General features: G+C 35.6%; 22 protein-coding genes and 2 pseudogenes. 7 read left to right on the top strand and 17 right to left on the bottom strand.

The window, feature by feature from the left end:
* Positions 1–33 precede the first annotated feature (33 nt).
* The gene (alsR, locus tag AB1280_RS03540; RefSeq protein ID WP_429754892.1) at positions 34–930 is read right to left on the bottom strand and encodes an acetoin biosynthesis transcriptional regulator AlsR; all 897 of its coding nucleotides are present in this window, start codon (positions 928–930) and stop codon (positions 34–36) included.
* A gap of 449 nt (positions 931–1,379) precedes the next feature.
* Positions 1,380–1,782: pseudogene (locus AB1280_RS03535) on the bottom strand (NUDIX hydrolase).
* A gap of 139 nt (positions 1,783–1,921) precedes the next feature.
* On the opposite strand from AB1280_RS03535, the gene AB1280_RS03530 reads away from it, so the two are divergent.
* Positions 1,922–2,128 carry a DUF3903 domain-containing protein gene (locus tag AB1280_RS03530; protein WP_272187960.1) on the top strand — a complete coding sequence of 69 codons (207 nt, stop codon included), beginning with the start codon at positions 1,922–1,924 and terminating at the stop codon, positions 2,126–2,128.
* A gap of 576 nt (positions 2,129–2,704) precedes the next feature.
* Here the strand turns inward: AB1280_RS03530 and AB1280_RS03525 are convergent.
* The 8 genes and pseudogenes from AB1280_RS03525 to AB1280_RS03490 form a co-directional block, all read right to left on the bottom strand.
* The gene (locus AB1280_RS03525) at positions 2,705–4,468 is read right to left on the bottom strand and encodes an ABC transporter ATP-binding protein (protein ID WP_429754891.1); all 1,764 of its coding nucleotides are present in this window, start codon (positions 4,466–4,468) and stop codon (positions 2,705–2,707) included.
* Positions 4,468–6,219: an ABC transporter transmembrane domain-containing protein gene (locus AB1280_RS03520; RefSeq protein WP_272187963.1), complete on the bottom strand. Its 1,752-nt coding sequence runs from the start codon at positions 6,217–6,219 to the stop codon at positions 4,468–4,470. The genes AB1280_RS03525 and AB1280_RS03520 overlap by 1 nt, the downstream gene beginning before the upstream one ends.
* 126 nt (positions 6,220–6,345) lie before the next feature.
* Entirely contained in the window at positions 6,346–6,567 is a 222-nt protein-coding gene (locus AB1280_RS03515) for a YneF family protein (RefSeq protein ID WP_251226635.1), read from the bottom strand.
* 78 nt (positions 6,568–6,645) lie between these two features.
* Entirely contained in the window at positions 6,646–7,086 is a 441-nt protein-coding gene (gene sirA, locus AB1280_RS03510) for a sporulation inhibitor of replication protein SirA (protein ID WP_272187964.1), read from the bottom strand.
* Positions 7,087–7,291: 205 nt separating this feature from the next.
* On the bottom strand, positions 7,292–9,292 hold the full coding sequence (gene tkt, locus AB1280_RS03505; protein ID WP_272187965.1) for a transketolase: 2,001 nt from the start codon (positions 9,290–9,292) through the stop codon (positions 7,292–7,294).
* 351 nt (positions 9,293–9,643) lie between these two features.
* Positions 9,644–9,739: pseudogene (locus AB1280_RS03500) on the bottom strand (replication-relaxation family protein); the annotation flags it as partial.
* A 352-nt stretch (positions 9,740–10,091) separates the two neighbouring features.
* Positions 10,092–12,053 (bottom strand): M6 family metalloprotease domain-containing protein, encoded by a 1,962-nt coding sequence (locus tag AB1280_RS03495; protein ID WP_429754890.1) that lies wholly within the window; start codon positions 12,051–12,053, stop codon positions 10,092–10,094.
* A gap of 680 nt (positions 12,054–12,733) precedes the next feature.
* Positions 12,734–14,641, bottom strand: a complete 1,908-nt coding sequence (locus AB1280_RS03490) for an isopeptide-forming domain-containing fimbrial protein (RefSeq protein ID WP_429754889.1) — start codon at positions 14,639–14,641, stop codon at positions 12,734–12,736.
* Positions 14,642–15,446: 805 nt separating this feature from the next.
* On the opposite strand from AB1280_RS03490, the gene AB1280_RS03485 reads away from it, so the two are divergent.
* The 3 genes from AB1280_RS03485 to AB1280_RS03475 are packed head-to-tail and all read left to right on the top strand — an operon-like array spanning position 15,447 to position 16,607.
* Positions 15,447–15,602 carry a hypothetical protein gene (locus AB1280_RS03485; RefSeq protein ID WP_429754888.1) on the top strand — a complete coding sequence of 52 codons (156 nt, stop codon included), beginning with the start codon at positions 15,447–15,449 and terminating at the stop codon, positions 15,600–15,602.
* Positions 15,603–15,617: 15 nt separating this feature from the next.
* Complete coding sequence (locus AB1280_RS03480) at positions 15,618–16,160, top strand: DUF6973 domain-containing protein (protein ID WP_429754887.1); 543 nt, start codon at positions 15,618–15,620, stop codon at positions 16,158–16,160.
* Between the two features lie 54 nt (positions 16,161–16,214).
* Positions 16,215–16,607: a hypothetical protein gene (locus AB1280_RS03475; protein ID WP_429754886.1), complete on the top strand. Its 393-nt coding sequence runs from the start codon at positions 16,215–16,217 to the stop codon at positions 16,605–16,607.
* A gap of 367 nt (positions 16,608–16,974) precedes the next feature.
* Here the strand turns inward: AB1280_RS03475 and AB1280_RS03470 are convergent, their stop codons facing one another.
* The gene (locus tag AB1280_RS03470) at positions 16,975–17,712 is read right to left on the bottom strand and encodes a MerR family transcriptional regulator (protein WP_429754885.1); all 738 of its coding nucleotides are present in this window, start codon (positions 17,710–17,712) and stop codon (positions 16,975–16,977) included.
* A 148-nt stretch (positions 17,713–17,860) separates the two neighbouring features.
* On the opposite strand from AB1280_RS03470, the gene AB1280_RS03465 reads away from it, so the two are divergent.
* Positions 17,861–19,444 carry a bifunctional metallophosphatase/5'-nucleotidase gene (locus AB1280_RS03465; RefSeq protein ID WP_429754884.1) on the top strand — a complete coding sequence of 528 codons (1,584 nt, stop codon included), beginning with the start codon at positions 17,861–17,863 and terminating at the stop codon, positions 19,442–19,444.
* Between the two features lie 45 nt (positions 19,445–19,489).
* Here the strand turns inward: AB1280_RS03465 and AB1280_RS03460 are convergent, their stop codons facing one another.
* The gene (locus AB1280_RS03460) at positions 19,490–19,729 is read right to left on the bottom strand and encodes a DUF896 domain-containing protein (protein WP_272187969.1); all 240 of its coding nucleotides are present in this window, start codon (positions 19,727–19,729) and stop codon (positions 19,490–19,492) included.
* Positions 19,730–19,774: 45 nt separating this feature from the next.
* Positions 19,775–20,431 (bottom strand): YneB family resolvase-like protein, encoded by a 657-nt coding sequence (locus AB1280_RS03455; protein WP_272187970.1) that lies wholly within the window; start codon positions 20,429–20,431, stop codon positions 19,775–19,777.
* Positions 20,432–20,572: 141 nt separating this feature from the next.
* Here AB1280_RS03455 and lexA point away from each other — a divergent pair, with 141 nt between their 5' ends.
* Positions 20,573–21,193 carry a transcriptional repressor LexA gene (lexA, locus tag AB1280_RS03450; protein ID WP_272187971.1) on the top strand — a complete coding sequence of 207 codons (621 nt, stop codon included), beginning with the start codon at positions 20,573–20,575 and terminating at the stop codon, positions 21,191–21,193.
* Between the two features lie 24 nt (positions 21,194–21,217).
* Here the strand turns inward: lexA and AB1280_RS03445 are convergent, their stop codons facing one another.
* From AB1280_RS03445 to AB1280_RS03435, 3 genes are read right to left on the bottom strand one after another with little or no spacing between them, the layout of a single operon-like run.
* Positions 21,218–22,036: a DUF4097 family beta strand repeat-containing protein gene (locus AB1280_RS03445; RefSeq protein WP_429754883.1), complete on the bottom strand. Its 819-nt coding sequence runs from the start codon at positions 22,034–22,036 to the stop codon at positions 21,218–21,220.
* Between the two features lie 5 nt (positions 22,037–22,041).
* Entirely contained in the window at positions 22,042–22,587 is a 546-nt protein-coding gene (locus tag AB1280_RS03440) for a DUF1700 domain-containing protein (protein WP_272187973.1), read from the bottom strand.
* A 3-nt stretch (positions 22,588–22,590) separates the two neighbouring features.
* Complete coding sequence (locus AB1280_RS03435; RefSeq protein ID WP_272187974.1) at positions 22,591–22,902, bottom strand: PadR family transcriptional regulator; 312 nt, start codon at positions 22,900–22,902, stop codon at positions 22,591–22,593.
* 224 nt (positions 22,903–23,126) lie between these two features.
* Here AB1280_RS03435 and AB1280_RS03430 point away from each other — a divergent pair, with 224 nt between their 5' ends.
* Positions 23,127–23,954 carry a peptidoglycan-N-acetylglucosamine deacetylase gene (locus AB1280_RS03430; protein ID WP_429757258.1) on the top strand — a complete coding sequence of 276 codons (828 nt, stop codon included), beginning with the start codon at positions 23,127–23,129 and terminating at the stop codon, positions 23,952–23,954.
* 76 nt (positions 23,955–24,030) lie between these two features.
* Here the strand turns inward: AB1280_RS03430 and AB1280_RS03425 are convergent, their stop codons facing one another.
* Positions 24,031–25,833: an ABC transporter ATP-binding protein gene (locus AB1280_RS03425; protein WP_429754882.1), complete on the bottom strand. Its 1,803-nt coding sequence runs from the start codon at positions 25,831–25,833 to the stop codon at positions 24,031–24,033.
* Positions 25,834–25,837: the final 4 nt, after the last annotated feature.

The raw sequence follows: 25,837 nt of genomic DNA, 5'->3' as shown, positions 1-25,837 counted from the left end.
TCGTGCATTCTTACAATTTTGTCATTTTTCTCGTCATTTTGTAAATGTGTTCATTACCTTGCCTTTCGCTATTCTCAAAAACTCTTGTAATTCTGGGTTTATATTCGCTTTTCGGTATGCAACGGCTAGTTCTGCAACAATTTTAGAATCACGTATTTCTTTATAGACAACTTCAGATTGATATAATTTATTTGCAGACACAGGTATTACCGTTATCCCAATCCCAGCAGCAACAAGCCCTATAACTGTTTGATATTCTGTCGCCTCTTGTACAATTTGTGGACTAAATCCCGCATCACGGCATAATGAAAGAATATTATCATATAAAGTCGGCCAAACATTTCGAGTAATGAAAACAAAAGCTTCTTTTTGCAAGTCTTCAATACATATTACTTGTTTATTCGCAAGTGGATGCGCTTTCGGTAAACAAAGTGTACAAGGAAGGTGTTGCACTGTTTCCAACTGTAATAACTGACTTGTAATAGGTGGACGCAACATCCCGACATCAATTCGACTATCATGAAGCGCATCTACTTGTTCTGGTGTAGACAATTCATGAAGTACAACAGATACATTCGGAAATTTTTTTCGATATTCCCGAACAATTGGCGGCAGAATATCATACATCGCTGAACCAACAAACCCAATAGACAGCTCACCGATTTCTCCTCTTTGCGCTCTTTGGGCAACTTCGACTGCCTTTTCAATTTGTATAAAAGCTTTTTTCACTTCTTTTAAAAACAATTCCCCTGCTTCTGTTAATTCTACCCTTCGTTTCGTTCTTGAAAATAACGTTACTCCCATCTCTTGTTCTAATTGTTGAATTTGTTGACTTAGCGGTGGTTGTGTCATCTGTAAACGAGCAGCTGCCCTGCCAAAGTGAAGCTCTTCTGCTACAACAATAAAATATTGTAAATGCCGTAATTCCATATAGAACACCCTTTTTATTAATATGTATAATAAATTAATAACATAAGAATTATATATTAGACAAATGTTTTTAAAAAGCATACGGTAAAATCCCTAAATACTTTATCGATGATATAAACAATCATAGCAAATCTATAAGTAAAAAAATGACATAAAACACCTTTTTTTTGAGAGAGACGAGAGCATCTGGCCTCGCATAGGAGGTCAGGGTCTTTTCCTACCACATGCCATGTTTAAAAAAATAGAGAAAGTAAATAGCGGTCATGTTGTATTCTGCATTGCAACGACCTGCATATCCAAAAATTAAAATAGATATATATTTATACAAACAAAAGAAAACGCATACAAGAGAATACTAAAATGCGTTTTCTTTTATTTCATTTCATTTGCTATTCAATTCGTTCATGTACATTTTCACATTTCTCGCCTCAATCATTTCCTAATGTGCACTAAATATTCACACATCTAAGTAACAAGTCATAATCTTCCGGAAATGAGAGCGGAAGGTATTGAAGTTCATCCAGTCGTTTCCACTCAATTTTATAAATTAATCCGTCTGGATCTTGAATTTTCCGATCTCCCCCTACTATTTTCACAACATAATAGTGTACTTGCACAGGAACATTAAACGTAACACCTATTTTTTCATGTACCTTTTCAATAACTTCAATACGATAGCCAGTTTCTTCCCATACTTCACGGATGCAACACTCTTCTAGCGTTTCTCCATTTTCTAATCCACCTGAAGGTACAGACCAAAATTTTTCTTCTTCTGGCTTTCCTTGTAGTACCATCAATACTTCATTATTATCATTAATACAAATTGCAGCTGATCCAAACCCAACGTTTCACTACTTTCCCCTCCCATACATACTTATTCTGTATTTCACTTATTTCTTCCTTGAAAAAAGAGGAAAAAACGTATAGTCTAGCGAATATTTCCAGCAACTTCATTGATAGCGCATTCCTAAAAACAGAAAGGAAGGATTCTGTGAAAATTTCTAAGTATGTTGTGGATTGTGTATTTTGTGAGCAAGATCGAGGAACAAGACAAGCAACCGTGACTATTGCTGCTTCTTCTAACACATTGGCAATTCAAAAAATAACTGAAGAATGTCAGCGACGTTTTGGGAAAACATTATTATTAAAGACAGAAGTTATAACAGAAGAATTTATAACAGAAACAACAAAAAGCTGACCACTTTGGTCAGCCTTCTATTTTCCGATCATACACAGAGAAAACATTTGCATTTTCTTACCGTACATATTATCACATGAAGATTAGGGGCATCCTCTATGAGATCGGGATCTTTCCATTATGTACGTTCCATAATGGATATCGAACAATATTTTCTGTATAATCTACAACAAATCATCCAGAAAAAGGGAATTTTAGTTCGCATTTTTAGAAAAGGGATAGGGATATTACCGGTAATACATCAAACATTCGAACGTTACAACTATTATAATATAGTAATCTTCTTCATATCGGAAATATGTATTACATATATAATTAATATGTAATACATATTAATCTTTTATTCCTAAGATTAATAAACCTCTCTGTTTTTAATGGGGATACCAGAGCATCTGGCCGTGCATAGAAGCGATCTGGACCTTTTCCTGTCACATGCGATTTAAAACCAAAAAAGAAGCCGGGTGCAGTTCATGTTGTATTCTACATAGCAGTGACTTTTATATCAAAAAATTAAATAGATATATACAGTCAGCTTATTTATACGATTTTTTAAGAAAAGTCTTCAAAACCTTCTTCTCACAAAGCTTTCTGAAGGTTCCCTTTATTCTGCAACAAATACATATTGTAATATAACCCTTGTTGGGTCAGTAATTCTTGATGTGTTCCTCTTTCTACAATTTGTCCGTCGTGCATTACAAAGATTTGATCCGCATCTTGAATTGTAGATAGGCGATGTGCAATTGCGATTGTTGTTCTCCCTTTTCGCATATGCTGTAATGCTGTTTGAATCGCTTCTTCTGTTTCTGTATCAATATTTGCCGTCGCTTCATCTAACACTAATACTTTCGGATTTGTTGCAACAGTTCTTGCAAACGCTACAAGTTGTCTTTGACCACTTGAAAACGCCGCTCCTCTCTCAACTACTTCTGTATCATATTGATTTGGTAGCTGTTCAATAAATGCATTTGCCTGCACAAATTTTGCAGCTTCTTCCACTTCTTGATCTGTAATACTTTCATCATACATACGAATGTTTTGCTTCACTGTTCCAGCAAATAAGAAAGCATCTTGTAATACAAGACCAATACGTTTCCTTATTTCCTTTTCTTGAAAGTTCTCTAACCGCGCTCCATCAATTATAATTTCCCCTCCATTAATTTGATAAAAACGCATCAATAGGTTCATAATTGTACTTTTCCCACTACCTGTATGCCCAACAAAAGCAACATTTTGCCCAGGTTTTACATGGAAAGACACGTTTTTTAGCACATTACGTTTTCCATCATAAGAAAAGGTAACATTTTTAAACTCAATTTCTCCTTCGGTCATTGAAGGCGTTCCATTCCCTTGTTGTACTGGCGCTAAATCCTTTTCATCTATTAAATGAAACACACGTGATGAAGATACAAGTGCTTGCTGAAAAAAAGACAATTTCATCATCACTTCATTTACCGGTTCAAAGAAACGGTGAATGTAGTTTACAAAGGCATATAATACCCCCACTTCAACAGGGCTATTCATTGCATCAATCCCAAACAACGTGACCACCAATACAATTGCCAAAGTATGAACAAGATCTGTTGCTGGGCGTAATAACAAAGCGTCTAATTTCAAATTACGACGCCCCGCTCCATAATGTTTTTCATTCACTTCTTCAAATTCTTTACGCATTCGTTTCTCTTGTCTGAATACTTGAATAATGTTCATGCCTTGAATCGATTCATTCAATTTTGCATTTAAAATACTTAATTGATTGCGAAGTTCTAAATAAAAAACTGAACTTTTCCGACGATAAAGAACCATGATTGTAATCATAATTGGAATAAGAAGTAATGAAAACAGTGCAAGTTTCACATCTAATAAAAACATAGATATTAAAATACCAATTAAAAATACAATATTCTTTACAAAGGTAGATAGTACACTTACAAAGAAATCTTTAATTGCTTCTGTATCGTTTGTTATTCGCGAAACAAGTGTTCCAATCGGTGTACGATCAAAGAAGCTCAGCGATAAACTTTGTACATGTTCATATACTTCTATACGCAAATCTTGCACAATTTTGAAGGCGATATTCTGGAAATACAATAAATTAAAATATGTAAACAACACCTTTAATAAATGAAAAACAATATAAGCAATAAATAACGTTACTAATGCATTTTGCTCAAAATTTTTCGGGACTAAGTGCTCATCGATAAATACCTTAATTAAAAAAGGCCCGATCATTTCCGCAATAGTTGCACCAACTAAAAATAAAAATGCAAAAGCGAGCAGTTTTTTATAAGGCTTCAAATATGATAATAGACGCCATAAATCACTTTGTTTTTTCTCCTGCATTATACTCCTCCTTTCTCAACTAGTGCCTCTAATTGCTGACTTTCATACATGTCTTTATACCAACCAACCTGTTGCATTAAGCTTTCGTGCGTACCACGCTGCACAATCTTTCCATCATCAATAACAAGTATTAAATTTGCATGTTGAATCGCACTTAAGCGATGAGCTGTAATAATAGTCGTTTTATTTTGACGTTCACGTTTTAATGATGTCAAAATCGTTTCTTCTGTCTTTGCATCTACTGCAGATAAGCAGTCATCTAAAATTAAAATTTCTGCATTTGTTAATAATGCACGCGCAATTGAAATACGCTGCTTTTGACCACCAGATAAAGAAACGCCGCGTTCACCAACCACTGTTTCATATCCTTCTGAAAATTTAGTAATATCCTCATGAATACACGCTATAGTAGCAGCATGTGCAATATTTTTATATGTAGCACTAGGTTTTCCAAATGCAATATTTTCACCAATGCTTGCAGAAAATAAGAAATGATCCTGTGGTACATACGAAATGGAGGAACGAATAGCGTGTAGTGTCAAATCTCGAATATCATTTCCCCCAACTCGTATATTCCCGTCAAAATGATCATATTCTCGAATTAAGCATTTTAATAATGTCGTTTTTCCAGCTCCCGTACGTCCTACAATTCCTAAAGTTTCTCCTTTTCGTAAAGAAAAATGAATGTCTTGTAAATTTATTACTTCATTTTTCTTATACGAGAATGTATCAATATCAAACTCGATGTCACCACTTGCTACTTCTTCACTTGCCCCTTCTCTATTCACCACATCAGACACTTGCATAAATAAATTTTGAATGCGATCATAAGACGCACGGCCACGCTCCATAATATTAAATAGCCAGCCAAACGCTAACATTGGCCATACGAGCGTACCTAAATAAGTAGTAAATGTTATAAGTTCTCCTATCGTAAGCTCTCCGCGAACAACTAATACAGAACCGTAACATACTGCAATTAAAAAAGAAAAACCTACAATTAAAGAAATTGTTGGATCAAATAATGAATCAATGCGGGCAACGAGAATATTTTTCTGTACCACTTCTTCCGATTTATTACGAAATGATTGCAAATCTTCTTTTTCTTGACCAAGTGAACGAATTACCTTCATTCCACTCATACTTTCTTGAACTTTATCATTGATTTCTGAGAAAGCCTGCTGCGCTTTATGAAAGCGACGATGTAATAAAGTTCCATAATAATTTGTCGTGATTGCTACAATTGGCATTGGAATTAAACTGAGCAATGTCAATTTCCAACTAATTGTAAATCCCATCGCAAAAAGAACACATCCGCCAACTGTTAACGAATCTACAAGCGTTAACACTCCAGAACCTGCTGTTTGCTGTACCGCTTGAATATCATTCGTTGCGTGGGCCATTAAATCACCAGTCCGGTGTTTTTGATAAAAGGCTGGACTCATATTCGTAAAGTGCTCATACAGTTTTCGACGTAATTGACGAGCTAACTTTAAAGAAGAGCCAAAAATCATCATTCGCCATGCATAACGCAAAATATACACCATTCCCCCGGCACCAACTAAAATTATGGCCCATTGTAATAACTTCTGAGTCGTTAAAGAATGATTGCTAATTTCATCAACAATGATCCCGATTATTTTAGGTGGTACGAGTTCAAGAAGAGCAACGCCTAACAATAAAAAACTCCCCATTATGTACGCTCGCTTTTCTTGTTTAAAAAACCATGCTAAGTCTAAAAAAACTTTCATTTTATACCTCCTATCCCAAATGAGCGATGTTTTCAGTTTATCAAAATTACAGAATTTTTTAAAGTTTAAAACATTTAAAGGAAGCAAAATGAAAGGACACTCCAACAGGAGTGCCCTTTCTAGCGCTTATTTCAGTTGTTGCTTGTTCATTGCGCTCATCATTTGATTGATTTTCTTTTGGGATGGTTTTTGTCCCATTTGCATCATCATCATTTTTAACATTTGTTCATTAATTGGTGGATTTTTTTGTAAATAGTTCATCATATATTTGCGTGCGATGAAAAATCCTAACGCTACGCCTGCTACTAGTGCTAATACGCCCACTAGCACACCTACCCAAATCGACATATATTTTCCTCCTTCATGTTGTCTACCTTACAGTGTACTAAAACCTTTTCAATAAGACAAGATTGTATTCGACATTTTTTATATATAAGTACGCGCTTGTTTGAGAGGATTTAGCCATCCATACTGTTTACTCTTATAATCCATCGCAAGAAATGTCAATTCACATTTTCTAAGTACTTCAAAAATAACCGTTTCTAACTCAACATTTTCAGAAGTATGCATCCGGATATACTGTGGTTTAATACGCACTTCCCCGTACACATTTTCATTAGACACCATGTGCATATATCCATTTCTTTCGTATTTCTCATATGTTCGCAGCGCTTGTTCCATTTTATGATGTAATTTCATTACTTGTAAAGGCAACGTTATATACTTCATTTGTTTATACAACACTTTCTTTTCTGAAAGGGAACGAGACTGTGCAAAACGAGCAAACAAATCAAATAATAAAAACTCCCGACCGAAATACGCCTTTGTAATATCTTCTCGAATTAAGTATAGTTCATACGTTCTCATACTTTCCCTCCCGCATTGGACAACTTTATTCCCTTCATTATATAGAAATAAAAATGCAATGATTGTCTGACTGCGGAGAAAGAAAAAACTTTTTCTGTCGAATAAAGCGAACTTCCATCAATAAAGTTTTACTACCTCAAAAATAACAGATATTTTCTTTTACATAGAAAAATCCCTCCATGCCGGAGAGATTTTTCTAAAATCATTATAGCATTTCTTTTACTTTGCGAACAACGTTTTCTACAGTGAATCCGTATTCTTCCATAATCTTTTCACCAGGAGCAGAAGCACCGAATGTATCGATACCTAATACATCTCCTTCAAGACCAACGTAACGATGCCATCCGAAACTAGCACCCATTTCAATCGCGAAACGTTTCGTTACTGCTTTTGGTAATACAGATTCTTTATATTCAGCTGATTGCGCTTCATAGCGATCCATAGACGGCATGCTAACAACAGATGCATCAATACCATCTTTAGCTAATGCTGCTTGCGCTTCAATTGCTAAGCTTACTTCAGATCCAGCTGCAAGTAAGATTACATCAGCAGTTTCTTTCTTACTTGAAGAAATTACATATGCACCTTTTGCAACTTTTTCATACGTATCATCTTTTGCACCTTCTAATGTTGGAAGATCTTGACGAGTTAAGATTAATGCAGTCGGTGTTTTTGTAGATTCTAACGCAAGTTTCCAAGCTGCAACAGATTCGTTACCATCAGCTGGACGAAGAACATCCACATTTGGCATTGCACGAAGCGCTGCAAGCTGTTCGATTGGCTCATGCGTTGGTCCATCTTCCCCAACTGCGATGCTATCATGCGTGAACACATATGTTACTGGCAGTTGCATTAACGCAGCAAGACGAATTGCTGGACGTAGGTAATCAGAGAATACGAAGAACGTACCACCGTAAGTTTTTAAACCGCCGTGAAGTGCGATACCGTTCATTGCTGCACCCATTGCAAATTCACGCACACCGTACCAAATATTTTTACCGCTATAGTCTTCTCTTGTGAAGTCTTTTTCTTTGTTCATATATGTTTTGTTAGAACCAGCAAGGTCAGCAGATCCACCAAAGAATGACGGTACAGATTCAGCAATTGCATTAATAATTTGTCCAGAAGATGAACGAGTTGCTGTTTTTGAACCGATTTCGTATGTTGGTAAGTTCTTATCCCAACCTTCTGGAAGAAGACCGTTCATTGCTGCTTGCAGTTCAGTTGCTAATTCTGGGTATGCTTTCGCATAATCATCAAGCATTTTATCCCACTCAGCTTGTGCTGATTCACCAACATCTTGTACTGTTTTACGGAAGTTTTCATACACTTCTTCTGGTACATGGAAGTCTTGCTCAAATGCCCAAGCATATGTTTCTTTTGTTAACTTCGTTTCTTCTGCGCCAAGCGGAGAACCATGTGAAGCTGATTTTCCAGATTTGTTTGGTGAACCAAATCCGATTGTTGTTCTTACTTCGATTAATGTTGGACGTTTTTCGTCAGCTTTTGCTTCTTCAAGCGCTTTCGCAATTGCCTCGATATCGTTTCCATCTTCAACACGGATTACTTGCCAGCCGTATGCTTTATAACGATCTTCTACACTTTCAGAGAAAGAACGATTTAAATCGCCATCTAATGAAATATCATTAGAATCATATAGCACAACTAGACGACCTAATCCTAAATGAGCTGCTAATGAAGATGCTTCAGCAGAAACGCCTTCCATTAAGTCTCCGTCACCGCAAATTGCATATGTATTGTGATTAACAAGATTATACTCATCACGATTGTATTTTGCTGCTAAATGTCTTTCAGCCATCGCCATACCTACAGCTGTTGCAATACCTTGTCCAAGTGGACCTGTTGTTGCGTCTACACCTGGTGTGTGACCGAACTCAGGGTGACCTGGTGTTTTACTTCCCCATTGACGGAAATTCTTTAAATCATCCATTGTTACGTCATAACCAGCTAAATGCAGTAAGCTATATAGTAACATTGAACCATGACCTGCAGATAATACGAAACGATCACGGTTAAACCACGTTGGGTTTTTTGGATTATGTTTCATAAATTTCGTCCATAATGTATACGCCATTGGAGCTGCACCCATTGGCATTCCTGGATGACCAGAGTTTGATTTTTCAATCGCATCAATGGATAATGTGCGAATCGTGTTGATAGAAAGTTGTTCGATTGAATGTGTCATGCTATTCTTCCCTTCGCTTATATTAAAGTAAACGTTTTACACATTTATATGATATCTTTCCTTGCAAGATTATACAACATGTATCGACAAATATGTTGATGTTTTTTCGTATTTGTTCAAAAAAACGTACTATTTTCCACAATGTATAGGGTTTCAATCTGCTATACTTTTTGGATTTTTATACTCTTTTCCCATACCTTTAGATTATTTATGTCTTGTCATTGATCAATAATTACATCCAATTCTTCATTATCTTTAAACATTTCATCTGAAATGATACAAATATTTTCTCCATCACAACGAAATTCTATAGGCTTTTCAATATACCAAATATCTAGACAATTACAATACAACTGTTACATCTACGTATCGCTCTAATTCTTTTAGTATTCGATTTGCATTTCTAATGCCACCCATATCATGTACAAGCATTAAGTGCCTTCGCATCGCAAACTTTAACTTACAAATTGTAGATAAAATCCCATTCCCTACTAGACTTTATCCTATGCTATTTTGTTTTCTTCTATTAATAAATATGTGTATAAAAAATAGGAGTAGCTTTTTATTGCCATCTCCTACACCAAGTCGAAAAATATACAATTTGAGTATATGTGTGGAATAGATCGGCGCAAATAGATGAAAACTCATTTCTCTATGAGTAAAATTATATTTTAGAAGGGGTCACCATACATCTCCATCAACTTAAAATTTTATAATGCCCCCCAGAACGAAACTCTCAGCAGATGATAACTTTTTGGATAGCGTATCAATGATTTCAACAGCTACCCTCACAAAGACATTATTGCGCCACTCCAAATACATTGAGTTCAGCCACACTTGTCCATGGATTATTGTTTATCTCGCTTAAGGCACGCAGTTTAATATAGCGACCTGTCTTGATTGCAAAACTGACTTGTTTCAAAGTGGTATCATTTGCAAAGGTACCTGTGGCTACAGCTGTTCCCCAATTCACTCCATCACTACTAACGTAGAACTCATAGTTCTTGATCGTTCCATTCGGTGTGCCGTCTTGTCTTGGTAGGTAACTGAATTTGGAGAGGCTATAGGTTGTGCCTAAATCAATTTGAATCTCGTGCGGCATTGGAGCTACGGGGTTCCAGTTCGTATGCCAAAACGTGTCTTTGTTTCCATCAAAGGCATACGTACCTAAATTGCCCGAATTATAGCTATCTACATATTTTAGTGTCCAGTTTGTTTGCGGAATCAAACTAGCTTCTTTTGTTGCGACTGCTACATTCATGACAGAATTACTTGTGCTTGTCGTCGTAATTGTTACTCCCGATTTTTCTCCAGCGTAGGTATTACTGTTCGGATTGGTGTCTGGACCAAAGGAAGCAGCATGATTGTTATTCGTGTAATAGAACGGATCTTGGTATTCACTGATAGATTGCTCTATATCAATGAAAGGATGAGGGTCATTAGAATTATTACTCATGGATTCATCAATATGCCAAACCGCGATGCCACCAGAATTTGTTGGCAAGCTTGCATCATACCCAACTTTTTCGCGATTCTCAACTAAAAAATACGTATTATCCTTTAAAGGAATCTTTAAAACATTATAGTTATTTGGGATCGCATTTAGAGTAAAATTGTTGGCGGTACTTACTACAGTTGGTGTTACAAATCCTAATTTTACTTTTGACCAGGCATCCATATGATCGGGTGTAGCTCCATAATCCTCTCCTGGAAGACTATTCCAAGCTCCATTACCCATTATACTTAGCTTATCCACATGATTATTAGTGCCATATAGATCTGGAAGGCCAAGGGAATGGCCCAATTCATGAGCAGGGATACCAATCGTTGCCATATGGCCATATTGTTTTTCACCCTGCGTCGTATACATACCTGATACTGTAACACCATCATGATTTGTGTTAGGAGCATACCACTGATGTGCCCAAATATTTGGCGCTGAACCACCACTAGCCTCTTCATTGCCAGCAAGAACAGTTACAATGTAGAAGCCATCTTTAGAGTCGATGACTTGATCATTATTGGTATCCAAACTAGCAAAATTCACCTGAGGATCAGCTTTAGCCAGTGCATCTGTTATAACCGTTCTAATGTCTTTTCCCGATGTATCCGGATGAGCGTAATCTAATTTTACTTTAACCACCCCATCATTTTGCGTACCATATGTTTCGGCTGCCGGAGTGATCTGTGCTTTTCCATTACTCACTTCATTATAGTAATTCTTTACTGACTTTTGATTTGCAGAAAAGAATCTGTTGCTCCAATCGTTCTCGCTATATGCGATATCAACATCTGTAAACCCAATTAACAAAACAAGTAATTTTTGGGGTCCTGAAACCGGAGTGACAGTTCCGTCAATATTTTCTGGTGATCCTTTTTGGAGCTCATTCATGTGCTCCTGCTTTTTCTTTGCTTGAGGATTATACTCTTTTATCCACTTATTCAAATTGTTTTCATTTACCGCTTTTGCAGGCTTCTTGTCAATTTTATATTTTTTCCCCGTCGATTTCAGTTCGTCTGATGTAAGTTCAGCGTAATTCCAATAGCCCTTCTGATCTTGTAAAAGTACGTCGCCATCCTTTGTGCTTGCCCAATGAAACCATTCATCTCCATGCACCGTGGCTTGAAACGATTCGCCTGACGGTTGCTCCATTTTGACAACTCCATCATATGCTGGTGCAGCAAAAGCGTTCGTTTGAAAGTACAAAACACAAATCAAAGAAAAAACAGACGTGAACAGAAATTTAAAAATTCTTTGCATTAACCTTCCTCCTTTTAGAAGTTGTTATCATGTTGGAATGGTTTCCTCTATAGATTCATGAAAATCACCTCCCCCCCTTTAAAAAGTATTCAACAGCATAACTTTGATTACATTTTATGGAAAAAATAAGAGGTTTAAATCTTATAAAATAAGTTGAGAAATATGATTATTGGAATTATAAATGAATAAAGGAATTTGTTTTGTAATTGCAATTGGCTGAACACTTCATATGTCTTCTATAGAAACCTTAATTACAAGATAAAAATTCTTTAAAAAGGAGTAAAATATATAACTGATTCCTTAACGTACAGGGAATCGGTTATATTGTTTCTAAACGTATATTCTTTTTTTAATATGGTGATCCCATGCCCACCAAGCTAAGAAAACAGATCAACCCCAAAACGAAAAAATGTGTTTTTTGTTATAAGTTAATACAAAATTTCATTCTGGGGACACTATTAACTTTTTAAGTTGATGGGCGAGACCCCATATAAAAAGAATTCTGGAAGCCAGAACTCTACTATTTAAAATATTTACTTTGCCCCTGTTTACAGTAACGCTGGTAATGGGCCTAGATGCTAAAAAAAGATGGTTTCGGTGCACTACCGAAACCATCTGCTTAAATTCTAAAGTCTTTCTATGAAACCTGCCATTGTATAATGGGTAAGTTTAACTACTTCTTAGTTATATTTTCTTTTACTTCTCACTAAGAAAAGTAAACCAATTACAAGAAGTAATCCACCTGCATATGGTGCTATTGAAAATTGACCACCTGTACTTGGTAACAGTTTCATCGGATCTATCGGTTTTGTCGGATCCACTGTTTTCTCTTCACTTGTAACTACTGTTATTGCTGGTTCGCTTTCTTTCTCGCTTCCAGGTTTCTTCGCTACAGCGGTGATTTCATCACCTTTGGTTAATTTTGTTCCTGCCGGAACATCTAACTTCCATTTTCCATCTTTATCTACAGTTGTTTTACCGATCTCTTTTCCTGTTGGATCTTTGACAACAATTTCGTCTCCAGGAGTTCCTGTACCCGTAATCTCTCTATCTGTATCTTTGATTGGATTAATCGCTGGCTTGTTAGCTGTTTTTTCTGGATCCACTGATACGTCCGTTTTCGGAGTTTGTATTGATATACCTTCCCCTGTTACTTCCGCTGTGTTCGTAATCGTTTTTCCAAATTGACCTGACTTAATTTTTGCGTGAAATACCACTGTATGCCACTCTGTATCTGTTACATTTCCCAGTTTTCCAGTTACCGTTCCGTTCACATATTGACCATTGTCTGTGTCGGCTGCATCTGTTACAACTTTTCCGTCTACTTGTAATGTGCCTGGTACATATTCTAAGCCTTCCGGTAATGTATCCGCAATTACTAGATTTTTTACTAGGCTATCGGAAACCGTATTACGTGTTTTGATCGTATACTCGATTTCATCGCCTACTTCTGTATTTTTATTTTGGAGGTTTTTCGCTGTTTTTTCTGATTCTAATTTTGAATCTCTTGGGGTAACATCATTAACAACTTTGTTCGTTTCAGTTTGTTTTTGTTGTTTTACTAATAAATCTTGATATTGTATCTGCGCCTTATTCGTTATTGTTTTACCAATATTACTTAATTTAACTTTCACCTTAAATTGTACGGTAAATCCTTCTGGCGTCTCTTTTATATAAGGTAACTTTCCTAATTTAACAGTAACTTTATTATTTTGGAAATCTCCTTCATCACCATCTATCGCATCCGTTATACCTGTTGTAGTTCCATTTTTCATCACTTTGATTGACCCCGGAACATATTCTGTTCCATCAGGAATCGTATCTATGAAAACAGAGTCAGAAGCAATGTCACCACCATAGTTTTTGGCATTCACTTTATATGTTAATTCATCTCCTAAATATACGGCTCCGTCTTTATCAACAGATTTTGTCGCTGAGACACAAGGTCCTGACCCAAGAAAAATATCATCTAAGAAATTCCCTATTCCTATGTCCCCACCGGCAGCAGACACAGACTCAAAACCAAATCGTGTTACCGTTTGTTCTGGTGGAACAATGTATGTTCCCTCATAGTGCCCCCATGTTTCGTTTCCATCAGTCATTTGTTGCACTTCTGGAGTCTCTAGAGGATTTGCAGTCACTGCACCAATTCGAAGTCTCATAGTGTCAGTCCCTAGTCTTCCCTTATGGGCTAGTCTCCAATGTATTGTTTGTCCTGGTGTTGTCTCTACATCTTGATACAGCATTCCAAAACTCGATGCATTTAATTCTGCATGTTGATGTCCAGATGCTGGATTCTGATCTCTCCAAATCTCTATTTCTCCGTTTACATCCGTAGTATTCCATCCCGGAACATCTTTAGCATCAAAAAATGAAACTGGTTCTCCTGCAGTTGGAGTTTCAAAATCACCATTAATTAACACCACTTGCTTCTGTTGTTGTGAGCACGTACCTGCTGTATTAGTATTATCTTCCGCTTTCACTTTTAGCATCGGCAAACCGCTAGGCAGCATGCCGCTAAATGCTAATAAAAACATCATGAAGAATACTACAATTTGTTTAAAACGTTCCCTAGTTTTTTTGTACAATAGGATCCTCCGCGCCATTTTATCGCCTCGTTTCTTGAAATCATTTAAAACTCGACATTAATCGCACACATTCCCTTATTTTGGAAAGGTGGTTCAAATCATACCTTTCTCTTCACAAAAGAATAATTCTTAACAAGTCAATTTAATTTAATTGAATAAAATACAATAGTTAAAGAAATTTAGAGTGATATGAATAAAGTAGAAGATAAACAAATATGTAATTCTTATAAACTTTATCAATAACAATCTTCACTTTAAGAATTTTAGGTTAAATCATTTTTTAAGCAGGATACCACATCTCTAATTAAACATAACAAATCTGAAAACTGTGTCTATCTTCACCAATAATTCTATAGTTGGGCATTTCTTTCCATACATCCCTCCTTATTTTTTACAAATAAAATATACCACATTTACATAAAATGGTTATTGAGAAATATTAGGGATATTTGAAGTATCGCCACATCTCTATCAAGCTAAAGTGAATTTGTATTCAAAAAATGAAAAAAAGTCTATAAAAAAAGAGCTGACTCACAAAAGCCAGCCCTCTTCATTATCTAAGCCAATTTACATAAAATTTATCAAGTTTACACCAATTGGGTGACAAGCAAATAAGCGACCGTTCTTTATTTCTTACATCTGTGGAATAGAAATATTTTTTAACCCACTAAAAATACTATCTTTTCAAAAAAGGAAAATTTTACTTGAAAAAAATATATTTAGAATATAAAATATTTTCGCGATTATAAAATATCAAGGGGGATACTATGTTAAAAAAATAGGAATTACAGTAGGAGCAGTATCTATGTTTTTATCATTAGGAGCCGTTACTAATAATGTTTATGCTGAAACTAATGAACCGTCTTTAAGTGAACAACAAATACAGTTTGAGGCAGAACAAATTGAGAAACAATTAAACCAAGAGATGCAAGAATTATTCAAAATTTATTCAGAAGGATAATTCTGAATAATTAAATTGAATGAAGAAGATGTTAATCAGTTATTAGACTATATAGAAGATATCGATAATTCCACAAAACCAAATGAAGATAAAACTGTACAAATTTTTAATAAAGCACTTGAAATATCCGAAGAAAATGGTAATGGCTCTAAAGTTAGGTACAGCTATTACTATCCAAAGTTAACACTTCAAGAACTATACTTGGTTAAAGAATATCCATGGGCAATACCTATAGTTAATGAAACAAAGAATTGGGCATTAACTATGTCAAAACAAATGTATCCACATGATGAAGGATATTGGGATCATCAAGATACTTTTAGACATGCTCATTGGAACGAACACATGGCGCATCGAATTGGACAAGATTTAACTGCTAAATTTGCTACTGCCCATGAATCAACTAGTAGTGGAAATGATAAAGCGATGGATTTACACAATAATGCTGCCGGAAGAGCGCATGCTGGTGAAGAACATGATAAATTAAGACAATTAGCAAGATGGGGTTATTTGAGAGTATTTGAGGGAAATGGAAACTTAAGACCTACTTGGTATTAAATTCTTTTTTATCTTTCAGACTAAAAAATTATAAACAAGAAAAGAGTATACATGATGAAAAAAAACAAATGGTTTTATACAATTTTAGCAATATTAAGTATCTCGACTATAGGAATATTGTATTTTGTATTTTTTAATCATGGTTTTGATATTACAATAAACAATAAAACAAATCGAGATATTGAAAATCTCACAATTACTGATGGTCGTAGACTTCAAAAATTTAAAATACCCACTATTCATTCCAATAAACAATATAAAACTAAAATTAAGTTAAAAGATGTAGGAGAAAATAGTTTAACATTAAATTATCAAGATAATAATAAAAAAATACATAAAGTAATTATTTTTGGTTATTTTGAAGGAAGAGGAAAAGGAGCAATAGATATCGTTATTAAGTCTATTCGTCAAGATGGAACGTTAGACATACAAATAAAGCAAAAGTAGCTAAATGGGTTCACCAAACGTGCCTATACATTGAATTAAGAATTATCATATTTAAAGGACGTTTGTTAGGTCTATATCTAATGCTACACGCTTGATAAGTAGAATCTTAAAACCGGTATTATGCGCCTTATCTAAAAGCAGATAATAGACTAGAATCGTAAAGTAGAAAAACCTTCTTACATGAGAGTGCTTTCTACTTTATTCATTTTATATAATACTCGCTTTCTTTACTTATCGTTTCGAACAAAATATTTTGTCTAACAATTTACAGCCTTACAACTACACAGTTCAGCTTCTCCGCACTCGACCAAAAAGGCCCCTATTCTCCATTTGGAGAATAGGGCCTCTTAAATTACACGCATACATCTTACTTCTTATTACGACGATCTGCATACACTACCATCGCATCCCGCATAAACTTCGCTAACCCTTCACCGAATTGGTCAATATTTTTTGTAAATCGTTCATCATCAACATACATTTGTCCTAAACCTTTAAACGCATCCAATGAGTAATGACCAAAATTCTGCAAGTAGGTATACCATTCTTGAATTGCTTCTTGAGCCTGTTCTGATTCAGGTGAACCATCACGAAGTGCCGCAAGCTTCCTATAAATTGCATTATATTCTTCCTGTTTCTCTTTCGTCATACTGCTTGCTGTTTTATTAGCCTTGTCGACCGCTTCATTTCCCCATCTTCCACGTGCTTCTTGCTCATATGGATTTTGACTAAAATCAAAGCCCTCAAATTTTTCTTTGTTTGTCATTTGAATTTCTCCCTTCGAGTGTTGAATCGTCTTATCAATCGTCGCAATCACTTTATCTAATCTAGAACGCTTCTCAAGCAACATTTTACGATGTAAAACAAGCGCCTCTTGTCGATCAAATGAAGGATTATTGATAATGTCTTTAATTTTCTTTAAAGGAAAGCCAAGTTCTTTAAAAAATAGAATTTGCTGCAATGTCTCCAGATTATCATCGGAATAAAGGCGATAACCTGATTCAGTCGTCTCCTCCGGGGTTAATAACCCAATTTCATCATAATGATGCAGTGTGCGCACACTAATACCGACTAAATCTGCTACTTCTTTCACTCTCATTATCATTGTTTTGCCCTCCCTTAGTACATACAATAAAGTATAACGTAGCGTGAGAGTCAACACGAAAGGATAAAAAAATTCTAAATCCGCAGTTGCACATATGTTTACTTCAAAATTAACTGTGTAAGGGTTTTATAAAAGAAGGGTGATAACATTGAATCAAAATACCATTGTAAATGTAGCTATTTTATTAACGAGTGACATTCATGGTGCAGTTTACCCAATTCACTATCAAAATAACGAAAAGGAAGAACTTGGACTAGCAAAGGTTGCAACGCGCATTGCACAGGAACGCGCTCAAAATGAACATGTACTCGTTATTGATAACGGTGATTTCATACAAGGAACTCCGTTTACTTATTACTACTCCAAATACATGCAGCATGAAGAAAATCCAATGTCGATTATCGCCAATCATATCGGTTATGATGCAGCGATTATTGGAAATCACGAATTTAACTATGGGATGAACCTATTAAACAAAGCTGTTGCTCATGCAAATATGCCCTATCTAGCCGCTAATATTATTAATAAGCAAACAAGGAAACCGTACTTTGGAAAGCCATATATAATTAAACATATACATCCAAATATAAAAATTGCTGTTTTAGGAGTAACAACACATTACATTCCAAATTGGGAACAGCCGCAGCATATAAAAGATGTAATATTCGAAAATGCACTCGAAACAACAAAGCGGTGGGTTTTGTATATTCAAAAACAAGAGCAACCGGATTTACTCATTGTAGCCTACCACGGCGGTTTTGAATGTGATTTACAAACGGGAGAACCAACAGAGATTATAACAGGGGAAAATCAAGGATATGCAATGTGCCAAGAAATTGGAGGAATTGATATATTATTAACTGGACATCAACATCGCTATATTGCTCATACAAAAGTAAATGGTGTACCAGTTCTACAAACTGGGTCCAACGGTCGTTCATTAGGGAAAGTCCACGTCACTTTAAAAAAGAATCAAAATCAGTGGATTATTAAAGAATGTCATTCTGAATTATTGCCTACCGAAGGCATTCCAGCAGATGAGACAGTACTTTCACTTGTATCAATATATGAGCAACAAACACAAGAATGGTTAGATAAGCCAATCGGCACTATTACTGGTGATATGTTGATTCACGATGCGATGCAATCTCGTTTACAAGATTGCGCCTTTATCGAATTTATAAATAAAGTACAGATGGATGCAGCAGAAGTCAATATTTCTTGTACTAGTCTGTTTCATAATGAATCATCCGGCTTTCCCAACCACATTACAATGAGAGATATTGTTTCGAATTATATTTATCCAAATACATTAAAAGTTGTTCGTGTTACAGGAAAAGATATAAAAGAAGCACTTGAGCTAACTGCTGAATATTTCTCGTTAGATACAGATGGAAATATCATTGTAAACCCTGCATATATCGAACCAAAAACACAGCATTATAATTACGATATGTGGGAAGGAATTTCATACATATTAAACATTTCAAAACCAGTTGGGGAAAAAGTTGTTTCCTTGCAATATGAAGGGGCTCCTATTAACTTGCATCAAGAGTATGACGTTGTCATGAACAATTATCGTGCAAGCGGCGGCGGAAATTATGTTATGTTTCAAAATAAGCCCATTATAAAAGATATATCAATTGATATGTCTGAGCTCATTGCCAATTACATACTAGAACGAAAAACAATCAAAGCGACAATTAATCATAATTGGAAAGTTGTTAAATAACAAATTTTCCTATCAAACTAAAAAAAGATGGGCTGCGCCCATCTTTTAATTTAACTTTGCTTTATCTTGTTTTTTTAATTCTTTTAACTTCTTCGGCGTAACGTCTTTACCTTCTTCGTTAACGACTTTGATTGCTTTCAATTCGTTTAACATATTTTGACGAAAACCTTTTAAATATTGTTCACGGAGCGATTGACGCTCACGTTGCTCTTCTTCCGTTAAACCTTCTGTTTTTGCTTTTTTCGCTAAGAAATTAATGCGTTCAATGAGTTCGTGACTTAGCATCTCGAATCCCCTTTCTACTAAAAACTGATTATTATCATACAACAGTTACTCTTGTTTATCAAGCAATTGCTTCGTATACTCTACATATCGGCGATGTACCGTAGCTTTTGATACATTATGACCAAAACCACGGAGCGTTGCTGCAATTTCTTCAAATGTTAACTCATTACGGCGCAGACGAACAATCTCTTCAATAGGTACCTCTTTTTTCTCACGACCTGTGCTTAAATGTCGATTCTTTAAGTTTTTTTCGGGCCGAAATCCATTTTCTACAGCTCGTTTCATTCCTCGTTTAATCTTTAAATTATGAATCTTTCTCTGGTATTCTTCTACTATACCAATAATATCAAGCACCATTGAATCTGAATCAGAAAGCTGTAATTCGCCATTATGTGCATGTGTATATACTTTAATCCTTTCTTTATTCAAACAATGCATTAAAGCGATTTTCGCATTTCCTCTTCCAAGACGCGTTTCATCTTGAATAAGGAGCACATCAACATGTTCATCACGAATGGTATCTAACACTTCCAAAATACCATCTCGTTCTATGCTATATCCGCTCGCTTTCTCTTCTACTACTTTAACAACGTTCATTTCATACAGCTTAGCTAAATGCAATAATTCATCTTTTTGGCGTACTAATGATGTTTCCTGCGCTTCTTTCGTTGTGCTTACACGTGCATAAATAATCGCATTCATTTCATACCCTCTTCTCTATCTCACTTCTTACATCATAGTGTACCATAAATCCCGCTTTCGTTCGAACTTACGTTTGTAGAATGTTTTCTTGCATGTTATAATAAAAACAAGAAAATTTATAGAAAACGAGGTGTGAAAAACATGGAGAAGTTAACGAAACGGCAACAAGACATTCTCGACTTCATTAAACAAAAAGTTCAAGAAAAAGGTTATCCACCTTCCGTACGTGAAATCGGTCAAGCAGTCGGCCTTGCTTCTAGCTCTACTGTGCACGGACATTTATCTCGCTTAGAGGAAAAAGGATACATTCGCCGCGATCCAACAAAACCGAGAGCGATTGAAATTTTAGGAGACGACACTATCCAAGCAGATACGCAACCAGTCGTTCACGTACCGATTGTCGGAAAAGTTACAGCTGGTTTACCAATTACAGCAGTTGAAAGTGTAGAAGAACATTTTCCACTTCCGGCGAATCTCGTTTCGGGTTCAGATCAAGTATTTATGTTGCGCATTTCTGGAGACAGTATGATTGAAGCGGGAATTTTTGATGGAGACTTAGTTGTTGTTCGCCAGCAACAATCTGCATACAATGGTGAAATCGTTGTCGCTTTAACAGAAGACAACGAAGCTACGGTAAAACGTTTTTACAAAGAAAAAGATCATTTCCGCTTACAGCCTGAAAACTCTTCTTTAGAACCTATTATTTTAGATAACGTTTCTGTTATTGGAAAAGTAATTGGTGTCTATCGTCATTTACATTAAAAACAGACCAAATTTGGTCTGTTTTTAATTCGCCACAATTTTTACAGAACCCGCTGCTGTTTCCCCCTTAATCTGCACCTTTCCGTTACCTAAAGTAATTTCTTTATTTTCCTTCCCGAAAATTTGTACTTTTCCTGCATTAGAAGAACCTTTCACAACAGCATCTTTCGGCATTCCCTGCAACTGAATACTGACATCTCCTGCTGCCGACTCCGCCTCAACACTATACTCTGGATTATGCTGCGTTATCTCTACACTTCCTGCTGCCGCATCTGCACGCACTTTCCCTTCTACTTTATGAAGAACAACTTTTCCCGCGCTAGATGACACATTTACATTTTGCGCTTTCATTTCCTTCATTTCCACATCGCCCGCTGCTGAATGCACAGATATATCTTCACCTTGAATATTTTGCACATGAATCGTTCCTGCTGCTGTCTCTGCTTCAATTTTATTATATATGCGTTCAGGCACAATAACCGTTAAGCTTTCATCTTTCAAATCAAATGATAAAAAAGAAAAGTCAAATATATGTTTCTTGTTCGTTTTCACTTCCACTTGTAGCACTTCACCGTTTTCATTTACGTCTAATTTTCGCTTTTCCTGATTGCCACTATACCGAATTGCAAATAAATCAGTCTTACCTTTTTCAATCACAACATCTCCAACATCTATGTCAACATGAATGTTTTTAATTTGCTCATTTTTAAATTGTTTCTGTTCCAATTTCTTTGTTTCTGCTGTTCCATTCGCAGTTTTTATAAAAAAGGCTGAACTTGTAAAAAATAAACCGATTCCTCCAATCGCAATACAAATAATTGCTAGCAGCACAATTTTTCTCATCTTATCTACTCTCCTTTAATTACTTTTAAATTCCAATTGGCGTACTTAACAAAAAACCTTTTAAACCAAATCGTACAATAATACGCAGCAATCCCTAAAAGTAAACCAACACCGAAGAGTATAATAGAGGCAAATACATCCGATAAAATAAAAATTTGAGCGAAAACAATTTTCGCTAACAGAAGTAGCGGTGAGAAAACAAATACAGCACTAACTGACCAAAGCGTTAAAATAAGACTCCCGATTGCTACTAACGGACCTAACACAATAACCAAATTTAAAAAACTAAGTCCAATAATTGCTACAATTGCTCTTGCTACGTTAGAAAAAGTTGGATTATGCTTCACCTGCTCTATACGATGAGACGCTAACGTTTCCTTCGCAATTGTCTTAGGAGAACCAAGTGCTTTTATAATTTCTTCTTCGGTTTTCCCTTCTTCTATTCCAAATTGAAAATGTTCTCTGTAATCATATAAAATATCGTTTCGTTCTTCTTCTGGTAGTTTTCTAAGGTGTTCTGATAATTCTTGAAAAAATTCCTCTTTAGTCATTCTCTACACCTCTTCAATAATTTCTTGTACGCCTCTTGCAAAATCACGCCACTCTGTCACAAGTGCATAAAGCTGCTCTGTGCCTTGATTTGTTAACTGATAATATTTACGCGGAGGTCCTTCCGATGATTCCTTCAAATACGTCTGAAAGTACCCTTCTTTCGTTAAACGACGTAGCAAAGGATACACTGATCCTTCTGATATTAAAAATTTATTTGAAATTTGCTGAACTAATTCATAGCCATAGCAATCTCGTTTCTTTACAAGCGCAAGAACACAAAGCTCCAATACCCCTTTTTTAAATTGAACATTCAAAAGCAATACTCCTCTCCATCTAGTACTATTCAATGCAAGGTACCTTATTATTAATAATATATCATTTAGTATTGAATATTACAAGGTACTGTTCCGGTTTTTTCCAAAACAAAACAAATTTCCGCTCATCGAAGACTTCTCCATTCTTTCCTAATCAAACCGCAATTATTAACATATAAAAGTTTTAAAGAGATTGTTATCTTTTTTATGGAGGGATTTTAATGATGTACGATTTTTACCCAACTCAAATCGTAGTGCCTTGTCAATATGGTCCTTATTACAATATTCCATGTACCACTTCCTCTTTTAAAAATTTTTATCCTCTTGTTCAAAATAGATTTTATCCTTTACATTACGTGGAGACCGTTCCTATATTACAAAAAAGTCAGACAGTTAGGGGCTCATGGACTCCTTTTTCATGGGTAGAAAAATATGCATATGCGTTTGCAGGACCTTATAACAAGGCCGAAGTCGCTCTCACATTCGATGATGGTCCAGATCCCGTTTACACGCCTCAAGTATTAAATAAATTGAAAAAACATGGTGTAAAGGCGACTTTTTTTCTATTAGGAGAAAATGCTGAAAGATATCCCGAAGTTGTAAAACGCATCGTTAATGAAGGACATATCGTAGGAAATCATACTTATAATCATCCTAATTTAAATAAAATAGATGATAAGCAATATCATGAACAGATGTTAAAAACAGAAAAAATATTACAAAAGCTAACTGGATACTCCCCTAAATTCTTTCGTCCTCCTTACGGGATTATAAATGAAAATCAAATGAAATGGGCTACTGAACAGAACTTTATGATTATTCAATGGAGTGTAGATACATTAGATTGGAAAGGCTTAAATTCCCAGGAAATTACTAACAAAGTATTAGGGAATACTTTTCCTGGAAGTATCCTCTTACAACACACTGCACCAGGGGGGAAATTACAAGGTTCCGTAGACGCTCTTGACCGGTTTATTCCTGATCTCACATCTAATGGAGCACGGTTCGTAACTCTTCCAAAAATGTTTAATACTACAAAGCAAAGACTATAAAGTGAAATTTTCATCAGCGGGGAGCATTCCCCACTGATGAAAATCCCGCCAGCAGGTTTCCAAATAACTACTATCTCTAGACGCTAACTTCTACCTGATTTCCTAGCAACTTACTAAACATACCTCTTTCTTCTTTCGCCAATTGGATAAAGGCTCCTTTTTGAACGATTTCTCCCTTATCTAATACAATCACCTGGTCGGCATTACGTATCGTTGATAAACGGTGGGCAATAACGATAATGGTCATCTTTCCCTTTAATCTTTCTAGCGCAGCTTGAATTTTCGCTTCATTTTCCGTATCTAGGGCACTTGTAGCCTCATCTAAAACGAGAATCGAAGGTTTTCGTAAAATAGCACGCGCTAGCACAAGTCGTTGCCGTTCCCCTCCAGAAAGTCTAACTCCACGATCTCCAATGAATGTATCAAGCCCTTGCGGAAGCCTTTTTACAAATTCAGCTGCTGCTGAAAACTCCAGCGCCTCCCAAATTTGTTCTTCACTTGCATCCGGTTCAATCATTAGCAAATTTTCTCTTATACTTGCATTAAATAAAAATGGATCCTGTGGAACATAGCTAATAGATTTTCTTAATGACAATAAATTATCACTTGTAAGCGGAGTGCCATCTATTAATACTTGTCCTTTTTCTGGTTGCATGAGTCCCATTAAAATATCAATTAAGGTACTTTTTCCAGCTCCCGAACGACCGACAATAGCTGTCATGCAGTTGGAAGGTATCTGGAAATTAATATTTTGAAGAGCATATAAGGATTCCTTCGAATTGTAGCGAAAATTAATATTTCGACATTCAATCCCTTGTTCTATAGACAGTGGCTTTACATTTTTATATTGTCGTTGTATATCCTGCAGCTCCGCGGCTTTGTTACAGTCTTCCTGCAATTCGACTAAAGACTTAAAAGCAGGAACACTTGCAGCAAGTTGCTCTAAATTAGACTGAATACTTGTAAATCGCGGCCATAGCCTAGAAAAAATAAGGATAATTAATATTAATTGTCCCGGCTGAGCTTGGAATAGTTTTACAGATGTAAAAACAAGAGATGCAATTAGAATAGACGATGTAACTTTATAAAAAAGTTGTGAGCTATTTTTTAATTTCATAAATGCCAGTTGCTCTCGCTCTATCTTTTGGCACCAATTGTGCAACCATGTATATCTAGATTCTTCCAACATATTACTTTTAATATCTTTAACTCCATTAAAATGGTCTGTTATACCCCCAAGATAACTTTTAGCTATCTCAGATGTTTGATTTCCTAGCACTCTTGATTTTTTTATAAAGTGTCTAGAAAAATAGGCAAGTACTAAACCAGCGAATAGTACAAAAACTGTTATCTTTACAGATAACCATAAGGCGATTCCAAGTTGTATTAGTGTAAAAATAAGAGCAGTTAACATCTGAAAAAATAAGTTTGTTCCATTTATAACGCGTCCTAATTCTTCAGTCATCGCATTGATAAGATCAGACTTTCTCTTTTTCACAAAAAAACTCCAATTCGCCTGTAATAAAGCACGATAAATTTCTAATCTTATATGGTTTGTAAAATTCATAAGAATTTTTGTATTGCGAAGGGTAAGATTTTGCTGTAGGAGGGACTGAGCTATTACCAAAAAGATATAAATGCCTAAAATAAGCAACAAACTTATTGTTTCAGGAATATTGTGCAGAAATTTAAACATCTCTGGAACTGGAGTTGAACCATTACTTACCTTTACAACTCCGCTGATACTTATCATAGGAATTAATAAAAGAATTCCTATTCCCTCCAAAAGACTGACTAAAGCCATCCCTAATAGATTTATATACAATATTTTCCCAGAAAAAGAATGTAACTTCTTTGCAAAATATAAGAGATGTTCCACTATT

The sequence above is a fragment of the Bacillus sp. S10(2024) genome, from assembly GCF_050473865.1.
Classification (GTDB): domain Bacteria; phylum Bacillota; class Bacilli; order Bacillales; family Bacillaceae_G; genus Bacillus_A.
Note: the sequence above shows the minus strand (reverse complement) of the source record. Positions and strands in the feature narration are given on the sequence as shown.